Source organism: Bacillus carboniphilus (assembly GCF_039522365.1).
In the GTDB taxonomy this organism is placed as follows: Bacteria; Bacillota; Bacilli; order Bacillales; family JC228; genus Bacillus_BF; species Bacillus_BF carboniphilus.
Genome location: NZ_BAAADJ010000051.1, coordinates 1 through 22,425, shown reverse-complemented (window position 1 = coordinate 22,425; position 22,425 = coordinate 1). Strand labels below are relative to the sequence as shown.

Below are 22,425 nucleotides of genomic sequence, written 5' to 3'. Positions count from 1 at the left end.
GAGGAGGCTATTCAATGAGTAGTAGGCGAAAGAATGCGGCGGAGAAAGCTTTTCAAGATAAGTTCGTTGCAAAACTGCAACAATATAAATGGAACGCACCAGATTTTCTTAATGGGAATAAACAAAAAGTAACCGTACAAGATTTAGTCAATCATTGGCGTGGGGAACTAAACCGAATGAATGCAGATGTCTTGGAGAGTGTTCCTTTAACAGATAATGAATTTGCCCAAGTGATGGCAAAAGTATCGCAAATTGAAAACAGTTATGAAGCGGCAAAGTTATTGGCAATGGAACAATCGACTGGGAAAATTGATGGCATTTATCGAGATTCTCATCCAAACGTTACACGCGAACAAATCACATTGACCATCTTTAAAAAGGCACAAGTGCGTGGTGGAGATTCGAGTTATAATATCGCAAGAGAAGTGGAAACACCGAACGGAAATCGTTTTGATATCGTTTTACTCATTAATGGTCTGCCACTCATTAATATTGAGCAAAAGCGTACAGATAAGTCCTTAGAAGAAGCATTTAATCAATTTAAACGTTATTATGCAGATGGTGAATATGTGAATAATTTCATGGCCTTTTCACAAATGATGGTGATGACATCTGAAGTAGCTACTCGTTACTTTGCAACACCAAAGTCAATTAAAGCGTTTAATCCAAGCTTTGTATTTCATTGGGCAGACAAATATAATCGACCTATTAACCATTGGGAAGATGTTATTGGTCACTTCTTAATGATTCCGATGGCACACCAAATGGTTGGCGATTATTTAGTAATTGATGAAGCAAGAGAAGAGGAAAACCGTAAACATATGTTATTACGCTCTTATCAAGTACATGCCTTGCAAGCTGTTGAAGGTGCTGCCCTATGCTGGGATAATGCGGATAAAATTCCTCATGGAGGATTTGTTTGGCATACAACAGGTTCTGGAAAAACAATCACGAGTTTTAAGACCGCTCTATTTTTATCAACTAGAGCAGGATTTGATAAAGTTGTCTTTTTAGTAGACCGGAAAGAACTTGATAGTCGTACGAGTGATAATTTCAAAGCATATGCACAATACGAATCAGTAACAGTCGATGATACAGCACATACATTTCAATTACGTAAACTTTTATCATCTGCTAGTACAGGAATCGTTGTAACGACAACATTTAAATTAAATAATCTTGTGAAAGATTTAGTTGAAGCGAAGGATGAAAGTTTAGCAAATAAGAAAATTGTTTTTATAATTGATGAAGCTCACCGAACGACAATGGGTGACATGATGGTAACCATTAAAAATTACTTCCTCAAAAATGGTCTGTTTTATGGGTTTACTGGGACACCCTTATTTGACGAGAATAAGATTAAAGGTATGATCAACGAGAAGAGTGAACTTATTGATACAACAGAAAAGCTCTTCGGACCACTATTGCACCAATATACGATAGATGAAGCAATTGCAGATAAAAACGTATTAGGCTTTCATGTTGACTACATAAATACCGGAGAATTTGAAAGTTACGATACATTACGTGAGCAAATTGTTGAATATAAACTAACTGAGCAACCTGACACACCAAAAAGAAAACTGGTACGACAAGTATATGAACTTTCTGAGTTAGAAGTTGAAAAAGAAGCAAAAAAACGTAAAATATTGTTTTATCATGATGAGACACATATTCCAAGAGTGGTTGAAGAAATATTAAACAACTGGGAAGATCAATCACAACATAAGTTTTTCAATGCTATTTTGACGGTCGCATTTAAACATCGAGTAATAGCTTACTATGAAGAGTTTAAAAAGCAATTAGCGGAACGTGATGATATTGCTATTAACGTGGCGATGACATTTAGTTTTGGAACAGATGCAGATAAAGAACCTACTGATCCAGAATTAATTAAAACGATGTTCAAAGATTATGCAGCTTTCACTGGAATTGAATATGCTTACGGTGATAAACGACGAGGTGAAGATGCATATTATGAAGATGTCGTTGAACGAGCAACACGTGGTGGAAGTGGTCGGAATCCGAAAAACATTGACCTTGTTATTGTTGCAGATCAGTTACTAACAGGTTATGATTCTAAATTTATTAACACGTTATATGTAGATCGTTCACTTGCATTACAAGGATTGATTCAAGCATATTCACGCACAAATCGAATTTATGGGAAGGAAAAGGAATTTGGTACGATTGTCAACTTCCAGTACCCAAGAATAACGGAAGAAACAGTAAATGATGCATTAATTCTATATGGAAGTGGTGGAAAGAGTAGTAAAGCAATTGTAGAACCCTATCCTGTAGCAGTAGATGAATTTGTAAAATACTCACAAGAAGTGATACAGATATTACAAAATCCAACGGCATGGCAAACATTAGAAAGAGATGAAGAGGCAAAGGAAATCTTCGTAAAAGCTTTTAAAAAGGCAAACAGTCAACTAAATACGATTCAGCAATATTATGAATTTGCTTGGGAAGATGAAGCATTTGGTATAACAGAACATGAATGGATGCGTTATGTTGGTGCATATCGAAACGTAACAAGAGATGATAATACGGACGATGATCCAGAAGATTTACCAGTATTACCATTAGGTGAAGCAAAGCTAGCTGGTACACAAAAAATTGATGCGTATTATATTATTCAATTAATCGGGGATAAAGCCACTTCAACAGATGGAAAACAAACAGTGGATGCAGAAACATTACGTATTATTTATCAACATATTGAAGAATTAAGTAATATGGGTGATTTTGATCAAGCAGAGCTACTGAAGCAATTTGTTGAAGAGGAATTAGAACCTGGGAATGTAGCTAGTGATGTGAATTTTGATGAAGCATATGAAGCATGGAAGCGAAACAAATTAAAAAATGAAATTTATAAAGTGTCCAGAGAGTGGGGGCTTGATGAAATAATATTTGAGAAATCGGTACAAGCCTATTCAACAGCGAATCCGAAGGATATTCCTTATATTGATGAATTAACAAGTAATGTTGATTATGGTTCGATTGAAAACCCGAAAACTAGTAACCTATTGGAACATAATATGGAGCTCATGAAAGTACTTCCGGAGATTGTACCGAAAATTAAAAGAAAATATAAATAGAAAGAGCGATTCTTGTTCACAATTCATAAAGGGGACGCAGGGACAGATAAATGTTCCGATAAGTTAGTATTCAACAATGTGGGACAAGTTTCTTGTCCCTATGTCTCTTGGAAATACTGAAGAAAGAAAAATTGAATATGAGTATCTGGAGAGAGAAAAAATCTACTAAAGCAGATGCAAAAACCTTTATTTACATTATTTGAGTTTCAGTGCCTGACCCCCGTTTGACTAAAGTGTTAAAGCGAAGAGGTGTTAGGTGCTTTTTTTCTTTCAAGGCTTCTTCCACTAAGACTGAATTAACTGTTATGTCTCCTCCCAAGCTCAATCTCCAACATTCGACGTTCTTCTTCAAAATCAAACGTTTCCTCAACCTGCCTTTGAAAGCTCTGCTGTCGTCTCTTTTTCTCCGATTCAAACCACTCAGGTATGGGTTCTTTTCTACAAGAATGGATGCGTAACTGGGTGCTTTTCTTTTCCTTATACCAAAGTTGAAACGCTTCCGCTTCTGCCAGAGAGGAAACGCCTTTATCAACCCAGTTATGTAAGATTGACTCCACGTAACACCAAGATTTTGCCCCGTCTTCAGTTGCTATTTTCATTGCTTCTAACACAAGCTCGTCCGAAAGAGCTTCACACCATTCCTGAATTTTTTCAGCGATATAATTACCAATTGTGCCGAATCCATTTTGCTTGAAGAATTGAAATGGGTTCGACTGATCTGCGCACGTATCATCCTCTTCTTCTTCTTCTTTTATTTCTGTAGTAATCTCTGTAGTATTCTCTGGTATTGGTCTGTTCATGTTACATACGTCATCTATCAAAGATGAGCATGTGGCATGGTCATTTTGACTAGCTGTCTGATCATCTTGATTAGATAGCTGGTCACTTTGAATAGGCAGGGGTGTTGGCTTACCCCCAGAAGCTTTTCCTTCCTCTAATAAATCAACATTGAGCGTATACCATTTCGTGTTATCAAAGGATTTCTTATTTAGATTCTGACTAATTAAGTACCCTAGTTTTTCTAACTTTTTTATGATTCGAATCACAGTAGACCTGGACCAAAGGGGAAATTCTCATTCTATTCATCATAGGTGTTGTAGACCCATTTTCTCCCTTCAAATTACAAGAACTCTTTTGCATCCAGTAATGGAATTGTTGTAAAACTATTGCTTGATATAGACCTAGTCTCATAGCAAGTGAAGGAAGAACTAGGAGGGGATTTTCATTGATTAGTAGTTTATTCATTTGAGCAACTCGATTTTTTTGATAGTTGAATTGAAATAGAAAGGGTAAAGAAAAGCTGTAATAATGAGAGGGAGTGGAGGATTCCAACATTTATTTAAATAATAGATGTATCTCTAGAAATGATATCCTTACAATAAGCTGTTCGTTGTATTTGCTTTTCCAAGACGAATACTGATTCGTTTATTAGGAGTTCTTGACCATTTATAAAGGTTAAAATAGATTGGTTTTTGTTTTTAGCAGATTCTAATTGTTGTAGGGATTTTACGTGGCTGGAAAAAATCCAAATGCAATCGAGTTGGGTAGGTGAAAGAGTAGGGAAGGCGATGAGGTTTAGCTGAAGATTGATGGGGATGGGAACCTTACGCCTAAATCCAGTAAGGTACATAATAGCACTCCTTCTACCCTCGTAAGTGGAATATCCATGGAGGCATGCTTCTTTAATAATCTTTAGTGGTGGTTTTCGAACAAAAATAGTTCGATCCTTTTCAATAACTTTGGTGCAATAGTTCATGTGTTTGACTGGAATTAAAGCAAACGTGTTTGACTGAATGTCATAGTGATCTAAAATGACTCTCAAGAAAAGTTCACTCCTTACTTATTTATTTGTAGATAATTTGGGTGATAGAAAAGAAAATAAAGATGATAGGGGGTGGTACTGAAAAGTTTTAGATTAAGAGTCGAGATGACAATTCACTTATCAGTAGGGAAAAATGAGAGATGATAGATTGTGTGTTGTTTCAATACTCTTTAGGAGTACCTAGTTATACTAAAAGGTAAAATAAGGAAGAGGAAACTCATTATTTTGAAAAGGTATTTTCAATGGTATCAGGCATTCATTGTACTCATGTAGTTAATCATTTTCTCATCTTTTTAACTTCATATTCAATTTCATCCAGGATACAACTAAGACTCGTTTCTAAGGAAAGAGTTATTAAGTAAAGTGTATCAAGATTTGGCAATCTAGTTCCGCGTTCAATTTGACCTATATACTTATCGCTAAGAAGTGTTCTTTTAGCTACATCCTCTAATGTAAAGCCTAGCTCTTTTCTCCTCATTCTTAAACGATTCCCTAAAATTCGCATTAGAATCTTCTTATTATCCAAGGAAATCTCCCTTTTTGACTACTATTATCTATTTGGGAAAAGAGAGAGTACACAAGCTGGCAGCTTCCTTTTGGAGAAAATTTGTTTTTTTTTAGAAAGATAGAGTTATTTGAACGATCGTAGTCAATTGATTATATTTTTTGTCATAATTTGGAGGGATTTGTAAAAAAATGAAGAACATTAACAACCATAGGAGTTTTGAACGGCAAGTAATCAAAGAATAATGGGAATTTGGGAGGGAGAATCATGAAATCAACCGGAGTTGTAAGGAAGTTAGATGAATTAGGAAGAATCGTTATACCTGTTGAAGTACGAAGAAATTTTGATCTTAATGAGAAGGATCCTGTAGAGATTTTCGTTGACAATGAAAGTAGAAGTACCAACCTGTAAATTCAGTGTTTTTTGCGGGGATTCTAAAGAGGTGGTTAATATTAGGAATAAGTTAGTGTGTTTGGAATGCTATCATTCTTTGAGAAACGAACTAGTGGTTGATATTTTGGTTTGAAAATGGATAGTATTCCTGCTGGTAATAGACATTTTACTGAGGAAAAATTTCCAAAGTATCGGTTTAATAGAGTGACATTTATTCAGGTATTTGAATAGTAGAACAAAAGAGCGGGGAACAATTATTACACCGATAAACATCAGTTAAATAAATCATCGAAATGATAGAGTGGGTCATTGGTTAGTTTCATTTTAGTTTATGTGCTCCTTTTATTGAAAACCATTTATTTACAAAGTGCTTTATAATAGAAGTGGAATATTAGATAAATATCGATAGTAGAAAGGAGTTGTTAGAAGGATGTACGTTTCTAACATAGAAATTAAAAATTATAAGAATTTCAGGTCCAATATAATTGAATTTAACGATGGTATAAACGTCATTATCGGTCATAATAATGCCGGGAAATCCAATTTATTAAAAGCTATGGCATTGATATTTAATCCATCTACAAAAAAAAATATAACCATAGATGACTTTAATAAAACAATACCGTTAGAAGAATTAAAATTACAGCCGCCTATTGTTAATATTTCAATCACTCTTACTCAAGAGGACAAAGAAGATCTAATGGGGGATGACTTAGTCGTTGTAAGTCAATGGCTAACTAAGTTGGAAGAGCCGTATGAGGCTAAAATACATTATGAATTTTGTCTCCCACTTAAACACCACGAAGATTACAAAAGAATGCAATCTACTTCAACTTCTATAATAGAAGCATGGGAGATTATTGATAGAAATTTTTTACGTTTATATACATACAAAATTTATGGTGGAATTTTAGAGAATCAAATTACAGTAGATGGAGAGTATTTGAAGAAGTTCGACTTTCAATTTTTAGATGCCATTAGGGATGTCGAAAGGGACATGTTTAGTGGTAAAAATACGCTATTAAAAAACGTTTTGGACTTCTTTATGGATTTTGATATTAAATCTAATGAAGGCTTAGATGACGATGAAAAAGAACGAAAAATTAAAGATAAAAAAATTGAATTTGAAGAACAAGCAAGGAATTTAATGGACTCACTGAATGAAAGGATGTCAGAAGGAAAGAAACAAATTTTATCTTATTCAAAAGATATAGGTGCATCCTTCGATAATGCAGAGCCAAATTTTGCAGGTAGCATCACAGATATTGAACTTTATTCATCGCTTAAACTAATTGTGGAGTATCAAACAGGAATTCAACTACCTATAACACATAATGGACTTGGATATAATAATTTGATTTTCATGTCTTTATTATTGGCAAAAATGCAAGTCAATGCGAGCGAAACGTATTTAGGAAACAACGCTAAAGTCTTTCCGATGCTTGTAATAGAAGAACCAGAAGCGCATTTACATCCTTCAATGCAAAGACAGTTATTAAAGTTTTTAAAACAGAATTTAAAAGATACAAAGGTACGTCAAATATTTGTAACAACCCATTCAACTCATATAACGGGAGCATTAAGCCTAGACGAATTAATTTGTTTATATAAAGCCGATAATGAAACGCATGTTAGTTATCCAGGTAAAGTTTTTGGAACTAATGAAGAAAGTAAAAAGTATATACAAAGATTTTTAGACGCTACAAAATCTAATATGCTTTTTGCTGAAAAGCTAATATTAGTAGAAGGATTAGCGGAGCAATTGTTAATGTCCATTTTTGCCGGATATGTAGGGAAGTCTCTAGAGGATAATCATGTTGCAGTAATAAATGTAGGTGGAAAATACTTTGATCATTTCGTAAATCTATTTAACACTAGTAATTCAGCTGCAATTAATAGAAAAGTAGTTTGTATTACTGATAGGGATCCAGAAAGAAAAGACCTTACAACTGAAAAAACGTCTTATAAAAAATGCTATCCATTTGAGATGAATATAGACACTGCAAAATACGAATATAAAATTAATCAGCAAGAATTAGAATATTCACCTAATATAAAATTCTATTTGCAAGATGAAATGCAGGGTAAAACCCTTGAATATGATTTAGCACGTTTCAACGCAACACTTGAAGAATTAGTAACTGATTCAATGTCAAACAAGGAAGAAATAAAAGATTTGATGAAACTATTTAAGGAAGGAAAAGAAATTGATGAGCTTTATAGTCAGTTAAGTAATTCAAAAGAAAACGCTAGAATTATAAGTGCCTTAAAACATGGTGATTTAAATTGGACAGATGATGATAAAAAAATTGCACTAATAGCTGCTAGATATTTAAATTCGGTTGGTAAAGGTGTTAATGCTTTGGAATTAGCATATGTATTGGAAGGCAATCTGGCTAAACTAGGTACGGACGCTTATATAGACTTTATTGTACCAGATTATATTAAAGAAGCTATAGAATGGGTGTGTGAAAACTGATTACAATTTCATCTAGCGATTGTATTGATTTAGAACAACATTTTAAAGTTACAGCCGGGCCAGGTGCAGGAAAGACGCATTGGTTAGTTAACCATATAAAAAATACAGTTAAAAATTCTTTGCGATTAGAAAAGACTCGTAAAATAGCTTGTATTACATATACAAACATCGCAGTTGAAACGATTTTGAAAAGACTTGGTACTAATATAGCCAATAGAGTAGAAGTATCGACAATTCATAGTTTTTTGTATAAGCATGTTATTAAGCCGTATCTATTTCTAATTGCTGATGAATTTGAAGTGAATGTAGATAAGGTTAATGGACATGATACCGTATTACCTCGACGTTCTACTGTTGAAAATTGGTTAGAAAATCATAGCCGTGTATCAGAATTAAAGCCGCCTAATTCGTTAAGACAATTACTGTTTATGGATGTTAAGAAAAACTCTTTATGGGTGTGGCTTTCGAATTTAGAGTATATGTTTGATACTGATGGACATTTGAAATTAATTGGTAAGAAAGATAAAGCAGGTTCTATAAGTAAAGTAGCGGAAATCTTAGAAGTTGATTTACTTAGTTATAAAAAGTTAAGTTGGGCAGTAGGTAGGATTGATCACGATGATGTTTTGTTCTTTAGTTATGTATTAATTACAAGAAATCCATTTATATTAAAAGTTTTAAGAGCGAAATTTCCATACTTTTTCTTAGATGAAGTTCAAGATACAAACCCTATACAATCAAAAATTGTAAAGTTGATAGCAGACAAGGAAACAATCGTTGGTGTTATAGGTGATCCAGCGCAGTCTATTTATGCCTTTCAAGGTGCAAATATAGAAGAATTTAATAACTTCCAATTAGAAAACATGGCAGAATATCAAATCCTCGAAAATAGGCGTAGTTCAAATCAAATTATTGACTTACTAAATCTTGTTCGAAATGACATTGTGCAAGATAAATATAAATATATTGATGAGGATGTGCCTGTATTATTTATCGGGGATACTATAGACGCTTATAAAAGAATTAAGGATTTGTATGGAGAGGATACCGTAATCCATACGCTTTCTAGAGATAATTCTACAGCTAATGCAATGAAGTCAATGGTTTCTTTAGATGGAATAGATTCTAAACTTTTAATTAAATTACAAGAGTTTGATAGTAATCCGGATAGACCAAAAATAATAATCAATTCTATAGAGTCAGTGGAATTTGCGCGAATAGGTGATTATAAGAATGCATTAGAAAGAATGAAAGTACTTTTCACTGGGTTATCCGAGAAAGATCAAGTTAACAAATCTATAGCGTTACTTCAGGTGCTATTAAACACTTATAGTAACTATGAATCTAAAGCGATTATGGAGTTTTATAATATTTTGAAACCACATATTTCAATGGCTGGTTTCAAAGCAGGTGCAGCTAAAGATTTTTATAATACTAATTCATACAAACATCTCTCAATATGCATAAATTTAAAAGAGGACATGAGTGATCATCGTACTATTCATAAAGCAAAAGGCGATGAATTTGAAAATGTTTTATTAATCCCTAATTCGTTGGACTTTCTAATCAATCCAGATTTAGAAAATGATGAGGAACATAGGATTTATTATGTTGGATTGAGCAGAGCGGAAAGTCGATTGTTCATTGTGGTTTCTAAATTGCTAAAGAAACATCAAAAGTTAATAGAAGAAAAATATAAAATCAAAGTGGAAGACTTATCTAAAATTCCTGAATTAGTTTGAATTTCGTTACCTAACGTTAATAAATTTATTTGAGAGGAAAATGGAAAAGCATTTATGAAAATAAAATAACTAAATATTAACAGTAGAGAAAGTATATAGGGACAAGCAATCAATTGTACTAATTGGCGCTAATGGTTCGGGTAAGACAATGGATGTATGGGGACGGTTCTGCTGCTTCTGTAGCGGCAGAACCGTCCCGTTGCTTCCTTAACAAAACTTTGGTGGTTCACTATGCTAGGCACGCAATGTAATAAATGTTCTAGGAAGACTTATAGTGATTATTTAAATACTATGACTAAACTTCTGCCATAATTGCACAATTGAACATCAGATTTAAGAAAAACATATAGAAGGGAAAATTTATTATGGAAATAATTAAAGAAGAACATTCAATCTGGGACACTGAAAAGGAAATTATTTTTGCTGAGGTAGCTGATGGGACCTTTGATAATTTGAATAATTTGGAGTTAGGTTTACAACTCAATCAAGAGTGGTGGAAACTTATAGATGAAAATGAAAAGGTATTAGGTTTTGGTTGGGTAAACTATGAAAATGATGATTTTGAAATTTCCTTGGTTGTTGATACAAACCATCAAGGAGAAGGATTAGGATCATTTATTATTGAAAAATTAGAAGCTATTGCCTTAGAAAAAGGCTTTAATAAAATTGTAGCAATAGTAAAGTAAACAAATCCAAATTCAGAAGTAATGATAGATTGGTTATACAAAAAAAGTTATGTGGCTAATTGGCTAGGTTTAGAAGGATTCGAACCGAAAAGTCAGGAGTTTGCGACTAACGTGGTTAAAAAGACTGACATTAGACTAATCAAAACTATAATTTAAAAATTATATTATCGGAAAGTTATATAAAGTCCATCCCTACTTGGGATCAATATTCTTTTGCAAAACCATAGAGAATCACCATATACAACATGTATATGTGATCAGACGGAATGCTATTTCTTTTGATAAAAGACTATCATAGGGGTAGAAAGCTAGCAAAGGTTTAATTTAGGAATAATATCAATATCGGAAGAATAACTGATTGGATCAATAAAACCTGGGCAAAACATTAAGTTAAATTTCTTGTCTTTGCTTATGGTTAGATAAAATGCTTTTTTTGATAATGATAATGAGGATATTTGGCTATTGACTCATAGAAAGAAAAGTAAACATACGTGGAGAAAGTACGATGATTACAAGCAAAAAAGTAATCTTTTTAACCTTTATTCTATATAGAAAGATACGGAAAAAATCCTTTACAAAAGGAAGAAAGCAGGAATTCGAAATATAGTTAATGTACTATTGGCATTAGCCAAGAAAGGTGATAAAGATTATTGGCAGAACTATTTAGAAGTAGTTTTGCCAGCTTTAAAGAAGGAATAGTGTGGGGATGACCAATTGCTGATACAAAAGGTAAGAATTGTATCCAATAATAGGTTATGATTTATAGTTCAGAACCTCTTCCCGAAGACGAAGTGGAACAGCATTTGACTAATCTACTAGTGATAAGGATGGTTTACTGGATATAAGTATGCCAATGGGTTTGGAGAATTTGAGATTTGAAGGGCAGTCTTTTACTGTTAGCTATTTACATCATGGAAGCTTAGAAAGGAGCAACTATAATGACTAGATTTAATAATGAAGCTTACGAGGCACTAGTAAATGATTTAATAAATGATGCTTTTTATCTTGAAGGTGCTTCACGAAGGGGGACAATCGCAAAAATAAGACAATATGCAGAAGTCATAGTGAGAAGAATATTAAGCCTTCCTAAAAAAGCAAAAGTTACATTAGGTGAAGAAAGAATTATATTAAGAATTGAAGAAAAAAATAATCCCCTACTATTAAATGCGATAAAAGCTATTAATAAAATGGGTTCAAAATGCACTCATACCCAATTTACAAGAGAGATAATTGAAGAAGATGTAAAAACTGTAATAGACAGTCTTTTCAATTTATACGCTTATTTGTTAATCGATTATTTTGAGAAATATGAGTTTGGAACCAATATGGAAGTTGTACATCAATTTTCGATTTTACCACCTATTATAAGGCATTTAACATTAGAATATCTTTATAGTAAATACCCTGAAAACATCATGATAATTGATAAGTTATCTTTGGCAATCTTAAAATCGCATAATAAAGATGCAGCAATAAAATGGATAGAAGAAAGGAAAGATAAGTTAAAGGCTACACCTTCCGTCACAAAAAGTGCGGAAAATGATATTATTGAAAAAGCCGGAGAAGAGCTTGCAAGAATAATTATTTCTACAGCACCTAATATGTATGACCTTTGCACTGAGCGAATAAATTTAGTTGCGGATAATATAAGCAAAAACGGAAACTTATATAACGATTTTGAAAGTGCGATTGACCATTATAGGGTGAGTGGAACAATTGTCGGTGAATCGTCTGAAGTAAAAGAGTTTAATTCAATAATGGAATTTTTGTACCTTGGAAGAAAGTCAAAAAGTGAATTAAACTAGTTAGCAAACCTGATTCGCTAATTCATATAAATATTCGGTTATGTACAAATGAAAGCCAAGTCCCTGTTCAATAAGGTGGTTTAGACCACAATAGTTTGAATGATAAAACTAGTTTAGTTAACCATATTTTGCAAAGTTCAATTAGGAAAACACCACTACACCAATCTATCTGCCATCACCATCCAAGTCATGTGGATTGTGGGAACAAAAGAATCAGTTGAAACTTACAAATAGCACCTAACAGAACTGTATAATCTCATTATCCAACCCACCGTATCAAATACCCAAAACTTAGTACCTGCCCTAAGAAATTGTCCTATTTACGTCTTGGGGCCTGGCACCTTTTTTGTTAAATCACAAATTCTCAATCTCCACAGGCTCTATCTCATCACCAGCCTCAAATCCAAACACGATACCATAAAAATAAAACTCTCCATCTAGGGACAGCTTTATGTTTTGGGCCATTCGGAAGCTATGCCATCGCCTTCAAAGGCTATATACGCAAACGGTAAGCCACTAATTTTAGCGCTTCGCCATTAGCTCTGCTTGGTTGTGAGGTACAATTTTGTCATCCAGTCCTTGAAAGAAAATGACAAGTCATGATAATTGATCTGTGAAGTTGATGAGTGAACGATTGTAATAGACTTCTTTTGCTTCGGGATAAGGTCCAAGCAAGCCATCCATGTATCTGGATTCAAATTTATGCGTTTCTTAAAATACGAGAGAGGCTAACGTCGTATATCCCCTTGCACTGCCTCCCGCAATGGTAGCCCGATCTGGGTCAACCTCACCTTTTACGATTAAACAGTGAACGGCATTCACACTATCATACCAGTTTCCTTTGAGTCACTCCCGATAATCCCGTCCATACCCAGTCGAGCCACCGTAGTTGATATCGACTACCGCAAATCCTCTGCTCGTCCAGTACTGGTTTGTTAGGTTCAGTATGGAAGAACTCATCCCTGTAGGTCCGCCGTGGACATGGACTAAAAAGGCATTCTTTCATTTTTCAAGAATCTAATGCCCACCCGATACTTTAATAGATTAACATATGGGGGCTCAGGCACCTTTATGAAGGTTTATACTAATCTTGGGTTTTTGTTAATTGAAAATTTTTTTGAAGGGAATTGCCAAATTTTGTCGAAATAAGCAATGATACATATAAATAATATTGTTTGGAAAACAGTGATAAAAAGGTGAGGAAAATGAGTATTGTAAATGAAAGATATGAAATGATTGCACCAAGAATAGAATATTTGAAAGATGAAGTAATTCTAGGACAAGCTTGGAAAAAATCACATAATTATATACGAAGGCATAATTGGTATGCGGATATATTAGAATTAGATTGTTCGATTATTGAGTTGGAAAAAAAGCTAAAGGAATATGCAACAGATTTATTAAAAAGTAATAGGTATAAACCAGCCCCGTTAAGGATTGTATTGGCTCCTAAAACTCAAAAATGGGTGTTCCCTGATGGTAATGAAAAACTATGGTATCCAAAGGGAAAGAATAATGTAAAAGGAGAACAGGCTTTAAGACCATTAGCACATTTATCAATTCGGGATCAAACTGTAACTACAGCAATTATGCTTTGTTTAGCAGATGCTATAGAATCTATCCAAGGACCAACAGATGAACTTGATTTTCTTAAAGCACAGCAAGAGAAAATATATAGCTATGGTAATCGATTGCATTGTGAGTGGGTTTCACATTTAAATAAAAGAAGACAGGCAAAGTTTAGTTGGGGAAGTTCCAAAAGCTATAGGCAATATTTTGATGATTATAAGGTCTTTTTAAAAAGACCACAAAACGTATGCAATTATTATGCACCGATTGTACCTCCCAATAAGGAGTTATATGTAGTCTCTCTAGATTTAAGTAAATTCTATAACCACATTGACCTTAACTCATTAGTAGAGGAAATAAAATACCTATATAGAGAATATTATAATTATTACAGTCTTCCAGAAGAATTTAAGGATGAACCAGCATTTTGGAAAAAAGTTAAGGAAGTTTTTAATTGGGAATGGGCTAAGGAAGACTACAGTAATAATAATAAAATAATCGAAAATGGAAGGTCTTCATTAGGTTTACCTCAAGGTCTTGTTGCCAGCGGTTTTTTTGCAAATGCTTATTTAATTAGATTTGATAGAAGTGTTGGAAAATATCTGAAAAAGAATACTAACCAGCAAGAGGGATTCGAAAAAGAAGGCGACATTAGGGTACTGGACTACTGTCGTTATGTAGATGATATACGTTTAGTTGTAGAAGCTCCTCGCGAAATTGATCAAATTGAAATAAAAGAAACAATGTCAAATTTAATAAACAACTTACTGAAAAAGCATTTGTTAGAAATAAAGTGTGATAATGAAAAAGTCATTGATATAAATGAGGATAAGTCAAGTATTGTTTCATATAATCAATTATCTAATAAAAGCAATATTTCTACAGTAATGAACACTATCCAGCATGGAATAAGTGGTACACCTGATGCTGATTCACTTCAACAAGTTATTGGAGAGTTAGTTGGGTTACTTAGTATTTCAGATTCCTTAGAAGAAAAGGAAATGAAAAAAGGAAATGCTTTGGGACTTTCAAGAATTTTTCTCCCCTTTATGGACATTCGTGACGATACATTAAAACGTTTTAGTGCAACACGACTTGTGAAAACACTAAGGCTAAAAAAAAGTATGACTGTACATAGTGAAAAAGTTGCAGCTAGTGAAATAGGTTCAAAATCTATAACAGCTGGTCAACTGCTAAACCACGAAATTGAAACTGTTGCACGAAAGTTAATTTCATTTTGGGCAGAAAATCCATCTTTATCTTTGCTTTTAAAATGTGGTTATGAGTTATATCCAGATGTTACACTATTAAACCCGGTGCTTGAAGGATTAGAATTAAAGTTATTTAGTGAATCTAGTTCATTTGATGAAATAAAGACTGCAGAGTATGTTTCATCAGATCTTCTAAGAGCAGCATCAATTAGTATAGGGTATAAATCTGAATACGATTATCCTGAATCTGTAAATTTAGCTGGTTTTCGGGAACAGCTAGCATCTTTTGCGAAAAGACTGATAAATAAAGGGAATAATATTCCGTGGTACTTAAAGCAACAAGCAATTTTATTTTTAATTACGAATGGAGATTATGGATTTTCTATTGAAGAGAATGAAAAGGAACTTGGTTTATATAGGTTGTTACATGATGCTTCTCTTTACGTTACAAGTAAAAATAACCATTTATCATTAAAACTAGCTACATCTTTTATTGCTCAACAATTAAATCCCAATAAAGAAAAATATGCTACCTGGTTTATCAATTGGTTGAATGACTTAAATGATGACCACGACCAAAAATATTTGATTCAATCATTGTTGATAAACAGACCTGATTTGTTTAAGGAAGTTTACCAAGCTAGTAGAGTAAAAAGTTATAATTGGAAAAACTTTATACCAAACAGTATAAGGTCCTATGTTATGGCAAATAAAAATTCTGACTTTAATGTTAATATTAAGGAACCTATTCCGTTAATAAAAGTAATTAGTAGTAAAAATAATCCTTTCAAACAAGAAAATGCACTTCTTTTGCTTGCAGCAGCTATTTTAGAGAATTCTGATACTTTTAAGAATCTGAAAGAGGGAAGAGGAGTAGCAGATATTATTGTTGATTGTAAAAACTGGAAAGAAGTTCAAAATCCCTCCTATTGTGATTTAAAAGTGCAATGGAGTAAACAAAATGAGGGAAATAAATTTTTATTGGAACCACCCACTTGGGTTGAGGAAAGTAATAAATGGATGTATAATCTTGGTGCAATTTTAAGAGCTTGTATGACAGGCGACTTTGACTTTACAACAAATACTTTCATTCAAAAAGAAGACATTGGCGTTTATAGAGGGTTAAAATCAACTGCGTATACTCGTAAATTTTCTATGATTAACTACGGAAAAGGACTAGTAGAAGAACCAATACCTATCACACCTTGGCTTACAGAATTTTTATATAGGTTACTAAGATGGCCCGGAATAAAATATAGAGAAGTTCTTATTGAAGATTGGTATGGTGTTAGCAAGATAGGAGATTTAAAAGTTATTATAGGCAAAAGACTGGAGCATCAAAAAGAAATATTCGGCAAATTGACACATACACCAGTCTATACTGTGCCTGTTTCAAGACATTCAAAAGATAGTAATTCAAAAATTCGGTTTGCAATTGTCCAGCCTCTTCTTCCGCAGTTAAATGATTTTAATGAAAAAGATCCCACAAATTGGAATAGATTTTATAGAGAAAAGCATCGAGATCACTTAGCATCTGTTTGTCAATTAGTAAATAAACAAGTAAAATCAACTATATGTGCAAGAAAGCCTCTGAATGAGAATAGTAATGAGGATTTATTTGATGGTGTAGATTTAATTGTATTCCCTGAACTATCTATAAATCCAGATGATGTTGATATACTACGGGGGTTATCGGACGAAACTAATGCTCATATATTTGCCGGTTTAACTTTTTTACAACCAACTTATGTATCAAAACCAATTAACCAAGCCTTATGGCTTCTAAGGTCAGAAAACACCTCAGGTAGGGAGTTTAAATACATCTACCAAGGAAAACAGCACATGACTAAGTCGGAAAGAAATATGGATATCCAGTCTTATCGACCTTACCAGGTAATAATTGAATTAGAAAACAATGGAAATGAACCTATTAGAATATCTGGATCTATTTGCTATGATGCTACAGACTTGAAAATTGCTGCTGATTTAAGAGATGTTTCTGATGTCTTTATTATCTCTGCAATGAACAAAGATATCCAAACTTTTGATAACATGGTTAGTTACTTGCATTATCATATGTATCAACCTGTAATACTTGCTAATACAGGTGAATTTGGAGGTTCGACTGTTCAGGCACCATTTTCAAAACACCAGCGTATCATTGCACATGTACATGGAAATCAACAAATTGCTATTAGCATTTTCGAGTTAGATCCATCGGTATTTAAACTTAAATCTAAGCCAGAGCCATTTCCTGATATTAAAACACCTCCAGCAGGATTTGAAGGAAGGTAGTTATTGAAGGTCATAAAATGATGTTATGAACTAAAAGAAAATTGAGGATGAATTTTGTTACTTTGGTGCAAGACTCCAGATGTGTTGAAGTATTCATTAATTTGTAGTCTAGCGCTTTTAATGAATAAAAAAAGCAGCAGAATCTCAAAATGAAATACTGCTGCTTTTGGATATTAGTGGCTAGCGGTACACCTATTTACAGTGGAGTCAATTGCTTTTTTGGGGAAGAATCATAATTCCCTTTCCTTCTTCGAGCATTTAGAGTATCCTGCTGGTGCCTTGAAAAGTACGTCTGAGGATAAATTTTATAAGACTCTTGTAATACAGCAATGATGAATCAACACCTATAAACTTCCTTCATCGAAATATCTTTAGGAATTCCCGGGGTAACTTTATCTGACCACAAAATTACTCCAAACGGTGTTGCTCATTTTATAGGATTTGTAATTGCCTCCATTATAGTGACGTATAATCATACTCTTTTTTATTTCATCACAAATTCTCAATCTCAACAGCCTCTATCTCATCACCAGCATCAAACCCAAACACCCTACTATAAAAATAAAACTCCCTATCCAGAGATCGCTTAATATTTTTTGCCATCCGAAAGCCATGCCCTTCACCTTCAAACGCAAGATAAGCAACCGGTAATCCTTTTGATTTTAACGCTTCAACCATTAGCTCTGCTTGGTTCGGAGGGACAATTTTGTCATCCAGTCCTTGAAAGAAAATTACCGGGCATGATAGTTGATCTGTGAAATTGATTGGTGAACGATTGTAATAGACTTCTTTTGCTTCGGGATAAGGTCCAAGCAAGCCGTCCATGTATCTGGATTCAAATTTATGCGTTTCTTTCGCAAAGATCTCTAGCTCACTTAGGCCATAGTGACTGGCCCCTGCCTTGTACACATCTGTAAATATGAGAGAGGCCAATGTCGTATATCCACCTGCACTGCCTCCAGCAATAGCAACCCGATCTGGGTCAACCTCGCCTTTTTCTATTAAATAGCGAACGGCATTCGCACTATCTTGTACGTCTACAATTCCCCAGTTTCCTTTGAGTCGCTCCCGATATTCCCGTCCATATCCAGTCGAGCCACCGTAGTTGATATCAACAACCGCAAATCCTCTGCTCGTCCAGTACTGGTTTGTCAGGTTCAGTATGGAAGAACTCATTCCCGTAGGTCCGCCGTGGACATGTACTAATAATGGCGGTTTTTCATCTGCAGGAGCGATGTAGTCCGCATTCTTTGGACGGTATAGAATGGCATGAGCTGTCTTTTCTCCTTCCGTTGGATACTCAATAGGCACGGGTAGGGATAGATAGCTTGGATCCAAGGCTAGTTCTGATGACGCTTTTATAACTTCTAATTTTCCACCGTATGCATTTAATCGGATGATTCGAGGAAAATTCGTCGGTGACGCAGCGAGAAAAGCAATCTGTTTTCCATTTGAGTGAATAGAAGAAAATGCCGTATCCCCAGTTTCTATAGAAGTTAATTCGCCGCTTTCCACATCAATCATTGCAAGGTGGCGGGCTCCGCTTTGTGTGTAGGCCGCTATAATAGTAGTTTCATTGATAAAATCATAATCGGAAATACCAAATACCCAGCTTGGCGATCCGAATTCAGCATCCATAGGGCAAATAGCTTCAACGTCATCTCCTTTTACCCGCATGATATTCCACCAGTTGGTTCGGTCTGAGACAAAGTAAAGGACGCCATTTGGAGACCAGACTGGTTGAACAATAGATTCACCTGGCGCACCTGCAACTTTTTTAGCATTCGAAACCGATCCGTCCTCATTCAAATCAGCTACCCAAAGCTCTGTTTCGTCCCAAGGCATGTTAGGATGGTTCCAGGTTAGATAGGCGAGCTGTTTGCCATCTGGACTAATGCGAGGATTGGAATAAAAATCATTGCCAGAAACAATAATCCGTTCATTACTTCCGTCTAGATCCATGCTAACAATCGTGGTCTCTGCAAAAATAGCAGATTCCGTATGGTCTTCTCGAACCCAGTATAAACGACCACGTAAAGAATCGATGGTTGCATCTGCATACCGGTGAGCAGAGTTAGTTGTAATGGGACGAATTTCATGATTCTCGTTGCGTATGTAGAGTAAATTATCATCGAAGTTGGAGAAATAAAGATGGTCGTCATTTACAATAAAGGGTGCACCCCCATATTCATGAACACGGGTACGAACATTAAACGGTGCAGGAGTAAGTTCAGAAACGGAACCATCCGAAGCTTTCCGCATCACGGTATTGCGGCCTCCTTCAGAAGGATGTGCCTCAATCCAGTATAAATCCTCTCCATGAAAGGTGACCTGAACAAGAGGAGTTGTGCCTTGTACAATTAGATCCGTTGTAATGGGAGATTTCCAGGTTCCATAGGGTGAAGTGGTTGGTTGGGTCATAGTCATTTGCCCTCCTATTAAATTATTGGACTAGCTGTTTTTATTTTATCAAAAAATATGCATAATGTTCTGAATACTTAGAATAAATTTAGTGCCTGCCTCCATACGTTTATGGATTAACGTATCGGGGGTCAGGCACTTATTTTTGCACTACCTCCAGCAATGGCAACTCGATCCGGATCCACCTCGCCTCTTTCGATAAATAGCGAACGGCATTCGCACTATCTTGTACGTCCACAATTCCCCAGTTTCCTTTGAGTCGCTCCCGATATTCCCGTCCATATCCAGTCGAGCCACCGTAGTTGATATCGATTACCGCAAATCCTCAGCTCGTCCAGTACTGGTTTGTCAGGTTCGGTATGGAATAACTCATTCCTGTAGGTCCTCCATGGACATGGACTAATAAAGGATGTTTTTTGTCGACAGGGCGATGTAGTTAGCCATTGGCTTGAAAAATTAAATAGGTTAAGAGGGTTCAGAAAAAAATCCTGATTACAAAAAACGATGAGACCCAATTTCTGTAATCAAGATTTTTAGGTTCCTATTAGAGAGCCACCAGATATATTTCTAGAGGTTATACAGTAAAAGTATTTAGTTCAGGAGATCCACTTTTGGAATTTTACTATGATTTACTCAGCATTGTGTGTTTTGACTAAACATACTAGAAAAAAGAAGACCACCCAAGGGGGGTCTCAGAAAATTAAACCGAAGCTAGATGTTTTACAAGAGAAGCATGATCAACATTCTCTCTTATATAGTTAATGGGATTTTGGCTCTTATTTATTATCTATTTAAGAAACTCATCATTTATTTGAGTAAATAAGCTTTATTTCTGGTTCTCTTTTTACTTCCTTTCCATCCACTTCTTGTACGGGGTAAACGTACATGTATAGTTCTTCTATTTGGTTAAGATTCAGATCTATAGCAGATCTATACTGGAAAATATCAAAAACACCTTTTTTGTTTAGGAATCTATTTGCATTATATTCATTTCCTTTTTCATCTACTAATATGATTTCATAAATATAGGACGGTAAATGATCCTCCTTATCGCTCTTATTAAACCATATCCCAAAATGTAAGCGATTTAGGTTGGGTAAATAATATAGGTCTGTAACTTTTAATCCGAGGTTTTCATATTTTTTATTTATAGTATCATAGACGAATATTTCGTCTTGTTCAGAAGGGGTTTCCCACATGATTGGCTCAGATAAGTTTAGTTTTAATTTGATAATTTCATAGTCATTATACAAATAAATTGCTCCAGTAATAAATAACAAAAAGGATAGTGCCAGGAAAAACCTTTTTTTTGTTAACATTATAGTCCCCCTTATTAGATACTTACTTTAAGTATAAAAAGACATGGGGGAAAAGTAAATCCCATGTCTTTTTTTAGGAAAATATTAATATCCTAATTGTCCTACTCCATGCTTCCAATACCCATATACATTTATATTATTGTTATAAGTGTTGAGTGCATTATCAGACACTGTATAGTTTGACATTTCTAATGCAGTTGATTTGTCAATATGTGTCCAATGGGGGTCTTGGTAACCTCCGGAATAACTCCATCCTAGAGCAACTCTTCCTCTTTCCCAAGTAGACCATGTTTCAACATCTCTATTGTAGTTAGTTGGGTCATAAACAGTTCCTTCTTTACCACCTTGAAAGTCATATTGTGCAGCATCAATCGCGTTAATTGATCCTTGAATTTTATCATAGACATCTACAACTACAGCCGCAGCAGTAATCCAAGTAAGTGCGCTTGATTTTGCTACATCCCAAAATATCGCAACCGTGTTAACTGCTGTACCAGCGGAAAAATATTTATAACCTTTGCTAACCTCAGTGTAATAATCCATTGTTTCGTAGACTCGTATATCTGTATACGGATCGTATCCTCTTGCATCTAATGCAGAAGAATAAACTCCTAACCTAGATAATTTTCGTTGAGCATTTTTTCGCTGATAATTGGGATCGTTAGGATCAGGCGGAACATCTTTTGTATATGACATTATTCCAATACTAGAGCTGCTCTCTTCGGAATTATCCTCAATTAGAATAAAAGTTTTACCGTCAACTTCTTTGACAATTGTATTTTCTAATTGTTCAATTGCTTTAAGATTTCTCTTTTCAACTAACTTGTTTATTTCTTCAACTTGTTTTTCACCACGATTTATCGTGATAATGTTGTCATTTCTATTTGATTCGGAATATTCCTTGAATATGGTGCCTGGCCCCCGGCACGTTAACGGATTAACGTACCGGGGGTCAGGCACTTATTTTCCTTAGACCATAGTACTCGTATTACTACTACCACATACTAGGAGCATTGTAGAAGAAAATAGATTATAAAAATAATAGAAAAACTCTATGAATGCTTCAAACCATTC

General features: G+C 34.6%; 14 protein-coding genes and 1 pseudogene. 7 read left to right on the top strand and 8 right to left on the bottom strand.

Annotation, left to right across the window (positions count from 1 at the left end):
- Positions 1–14: 14 nt before the first annotated feature.
- Positions 15–3,104: a type I restriction endonuclease subunit R gene (locus ABDZ91_RS15065; protein WP_343800344.1), complete on the top strand. Its 3,090-nt coding sequence runs from the start codon at positions 15–17 to the stop codon at positions 3,102–3,104.
- A gap of 296 nt (positions 3,105–3,400) precedes the next feature.
- Here the strand turns inward: ABDZ91_RS15065 and ABDZ91_RS15060 are convergent, their stop codons facing one another.
- The 3 genes from ABDZ91_RS15060 to ABDZ91_RS15050 all read right to left on the bottom strand — a co-directional run bounded on the left by ABDZ91_RS15060 (position 3,401) and on the right by ABDZ91_RS15050 (position 5,452).
- A complete protein-coding gene (locus tag ABDZ91_RS15060) occupies positions 3,401–4,150 on the bottom strand; it encodes a DnaD domain-containing protein (RefSeq protein WP_343800342.1) in 750 nt (249 codons plus the stop codon).
- 293 nt (positions 4,151–4,443) lie between these two features.
- On the bottom strand, positions 4,444–4,926 hold the full coding sequence (locus ABDZ91_RS15055; protein ID WP_343800340.1) for a competence protein ComK: 483 nt from the start codon (positions 4,924–4,926) through the stop codon (positions 4,444–4,446).
- Positions 4,927–5,203: 277 nt separating this feature from the next.
- On the bottom strand, positions 5,204–5,452 hold the full coding sequence (locus tag ABDZ91_RS15050; protein WP_343800338.1) for a helix-turn-helix domain-containing protein: 249 nt from the start codon (positions 5,450–5,452) through the stop codon (positions 5,204–5,206).
- Positions 5,453–5,698: 246 nt separating this feature from the next.
- On the opposite strand from ABDZ91_RS15050, the pseudogene ABDZ91_RS15045 reads away from it, so the two are divergent.
- From ABDZ91_RS15045 to ABDZ91_RS15025, 5 genes and pseudogenes are all read left to right on the top strand, one after another.
- Positions 5,699–5,821, top strand: a pseudogene (locus ABDZ91_RS15045) (AbrB/MazE/SpoVT family DNA-binding domain-containing protein); the annotation flags it as partial.
- A 433-nt stretch (positions 5,822–6,254) separates the two neighbouring features.
- Complete coding sequence (locus ABDZ91_RS15040; protein ID WP_343800336.1) at positions 6,255–8,303, top strand: ATP-dependent nuclease; 2,049 nt, start codon at positions 6,255–6,257, stop codon at positions 8,301–8,303.
- The gene (locus ABDZ91_RS15035) at positions 8,300–10,045 is read left to right on the top strand and encodes a UvrD-helicase domain-containing protein (RefSeq protein ID WP_343800361.1); all 1,746 of its coding nucleotides are present in this window, start codon (positions 8,300–8,302) and stop codon (positions 10,043–10,045) included. The genes ABDZ91_RS15040 and ABDZ91_RS15035 overlap by 4 nt, the downstream gene beginning before the upstream one ends.
- 365 nt (positions 10,046–10,410) lie before the next feature.
- A complete protein-coding gene (locus ABDZ91_RS15030; protein WP_343800334.1) occupies positions 10,411–10,731 on the top strand; it encodes a GNAT family N-acetyltransferase in 321 nt (106 codons plus the stop codon).
- 938 nt (positions 10,732–11,669) lie between these two features.
- Positions 11,670–12,536: a hypothetical protein gene (locus ABDZ91_RS15025; protein ID WP_343800332.1), complete on the top strand. Its 867-nt coding sequence runs from the start codon at positions 11,670–11,672 to the stop codon at positions 12,534–12,536.
- Between the two features lie 846 nt (positions 12,537–13,382).
- On the opposite strand, the gene ABDZ91_RS15020 is transcribed toward ABDZ91_RS15025, so the two are convergent.
- The gene (locus tag ABDZ91_RS15020; protein ID WP_343800330.1) at positions 13,383–13,496 is read right to left on the bottom strand and encodes a prolyl oligopeptidase family serine peptidase; all 114 of its coding nucleotides are present in this window, start codon (positions 13,494–13,496) and stop codon (positions 13,383–13,385) included.
- Positions 13,497–13,741: 245 nt separating this feature from the next.
- Here ABDZ91_RS15020 and ABDZ91_RS15015 point away from each other — a divergent pair, with 245 nt between their 5' ends.
- On the top strand, positions 13,742–17,611 hold the full coding sequence (locus ABDZ91_RS15015; RefSeq protein ID WP_343800328.1) for a reverse transcriptase domain-containing protein: 3,870 nt from the start codon (positions 13,742–13,744) through the stop codon (positions 17,609–17,611).
- Positions 17,612–18,103: 492 nt separating this feature from the next.
- Here the strand turns inward: ABDZ91_RS15015 and ABDZ91_RS15010 are convergent, their stop codons facing one another.
- The 4 genes from ABDZ91_RS15010 to ABDZ91_RS14995 all read right to left on the bottom strand — a co-directional run bounded on the left by ABDZ91_RS15010 (position 18,104) and on the right by ABDZ91_RS14995 (position 22,311).
- Positions 18,104–20,038 carry a S9 family peptidase gene (locus ABDZ91_RS15010; RefSeq protein WP_343800326.1) on the bottom strand — a complete coding sequence of 645 codons (1,935 nt, stop codon included), beginning with the start codon at positions 20,036–20,038 and terminating at the stop codon, positions 18,104–18,106.
- A gap of 133 nt (positions 20,039–20,171) precedes the next feature.
- On the bottom strand, positions 20,172–20,345 hold the full coding sequence (locus ABDZ91_RS15005; RefSeq protein ID WP_425541841.1) for a prolyl oligopeptidase family serine peptidase: 174 nt from the start codon (positions 20,343–20,345) through the stop codon (positions 20,172–20,174).
- Between the two features lie 490 nt (positions 20,346–20,835).
- Positions 20,836–21,351, bottom strand: coding sequence for a hypothetical protein (locus ABDZ91_RS15000; RefSeq protein WP_343800324.1), 516 nt, complete (start codon positions 21,349–21,351; stop codon positions 20,836–20,838).
- Positions 21,352–21,435: 84 nt separating this feature from the next.
- A complete protein-coding gene (locus ABDZ91_RS14995; RefSeq protein ID WP_343800322.1) occupies positions 21,436–22,311 on the bottom strand; it encodes a hypothetical protein in 876 nt (291 codons plus the stop codon).
- Between the last annotated feature and the right edge of the window lie 114 nt (positions 22,312–22,425).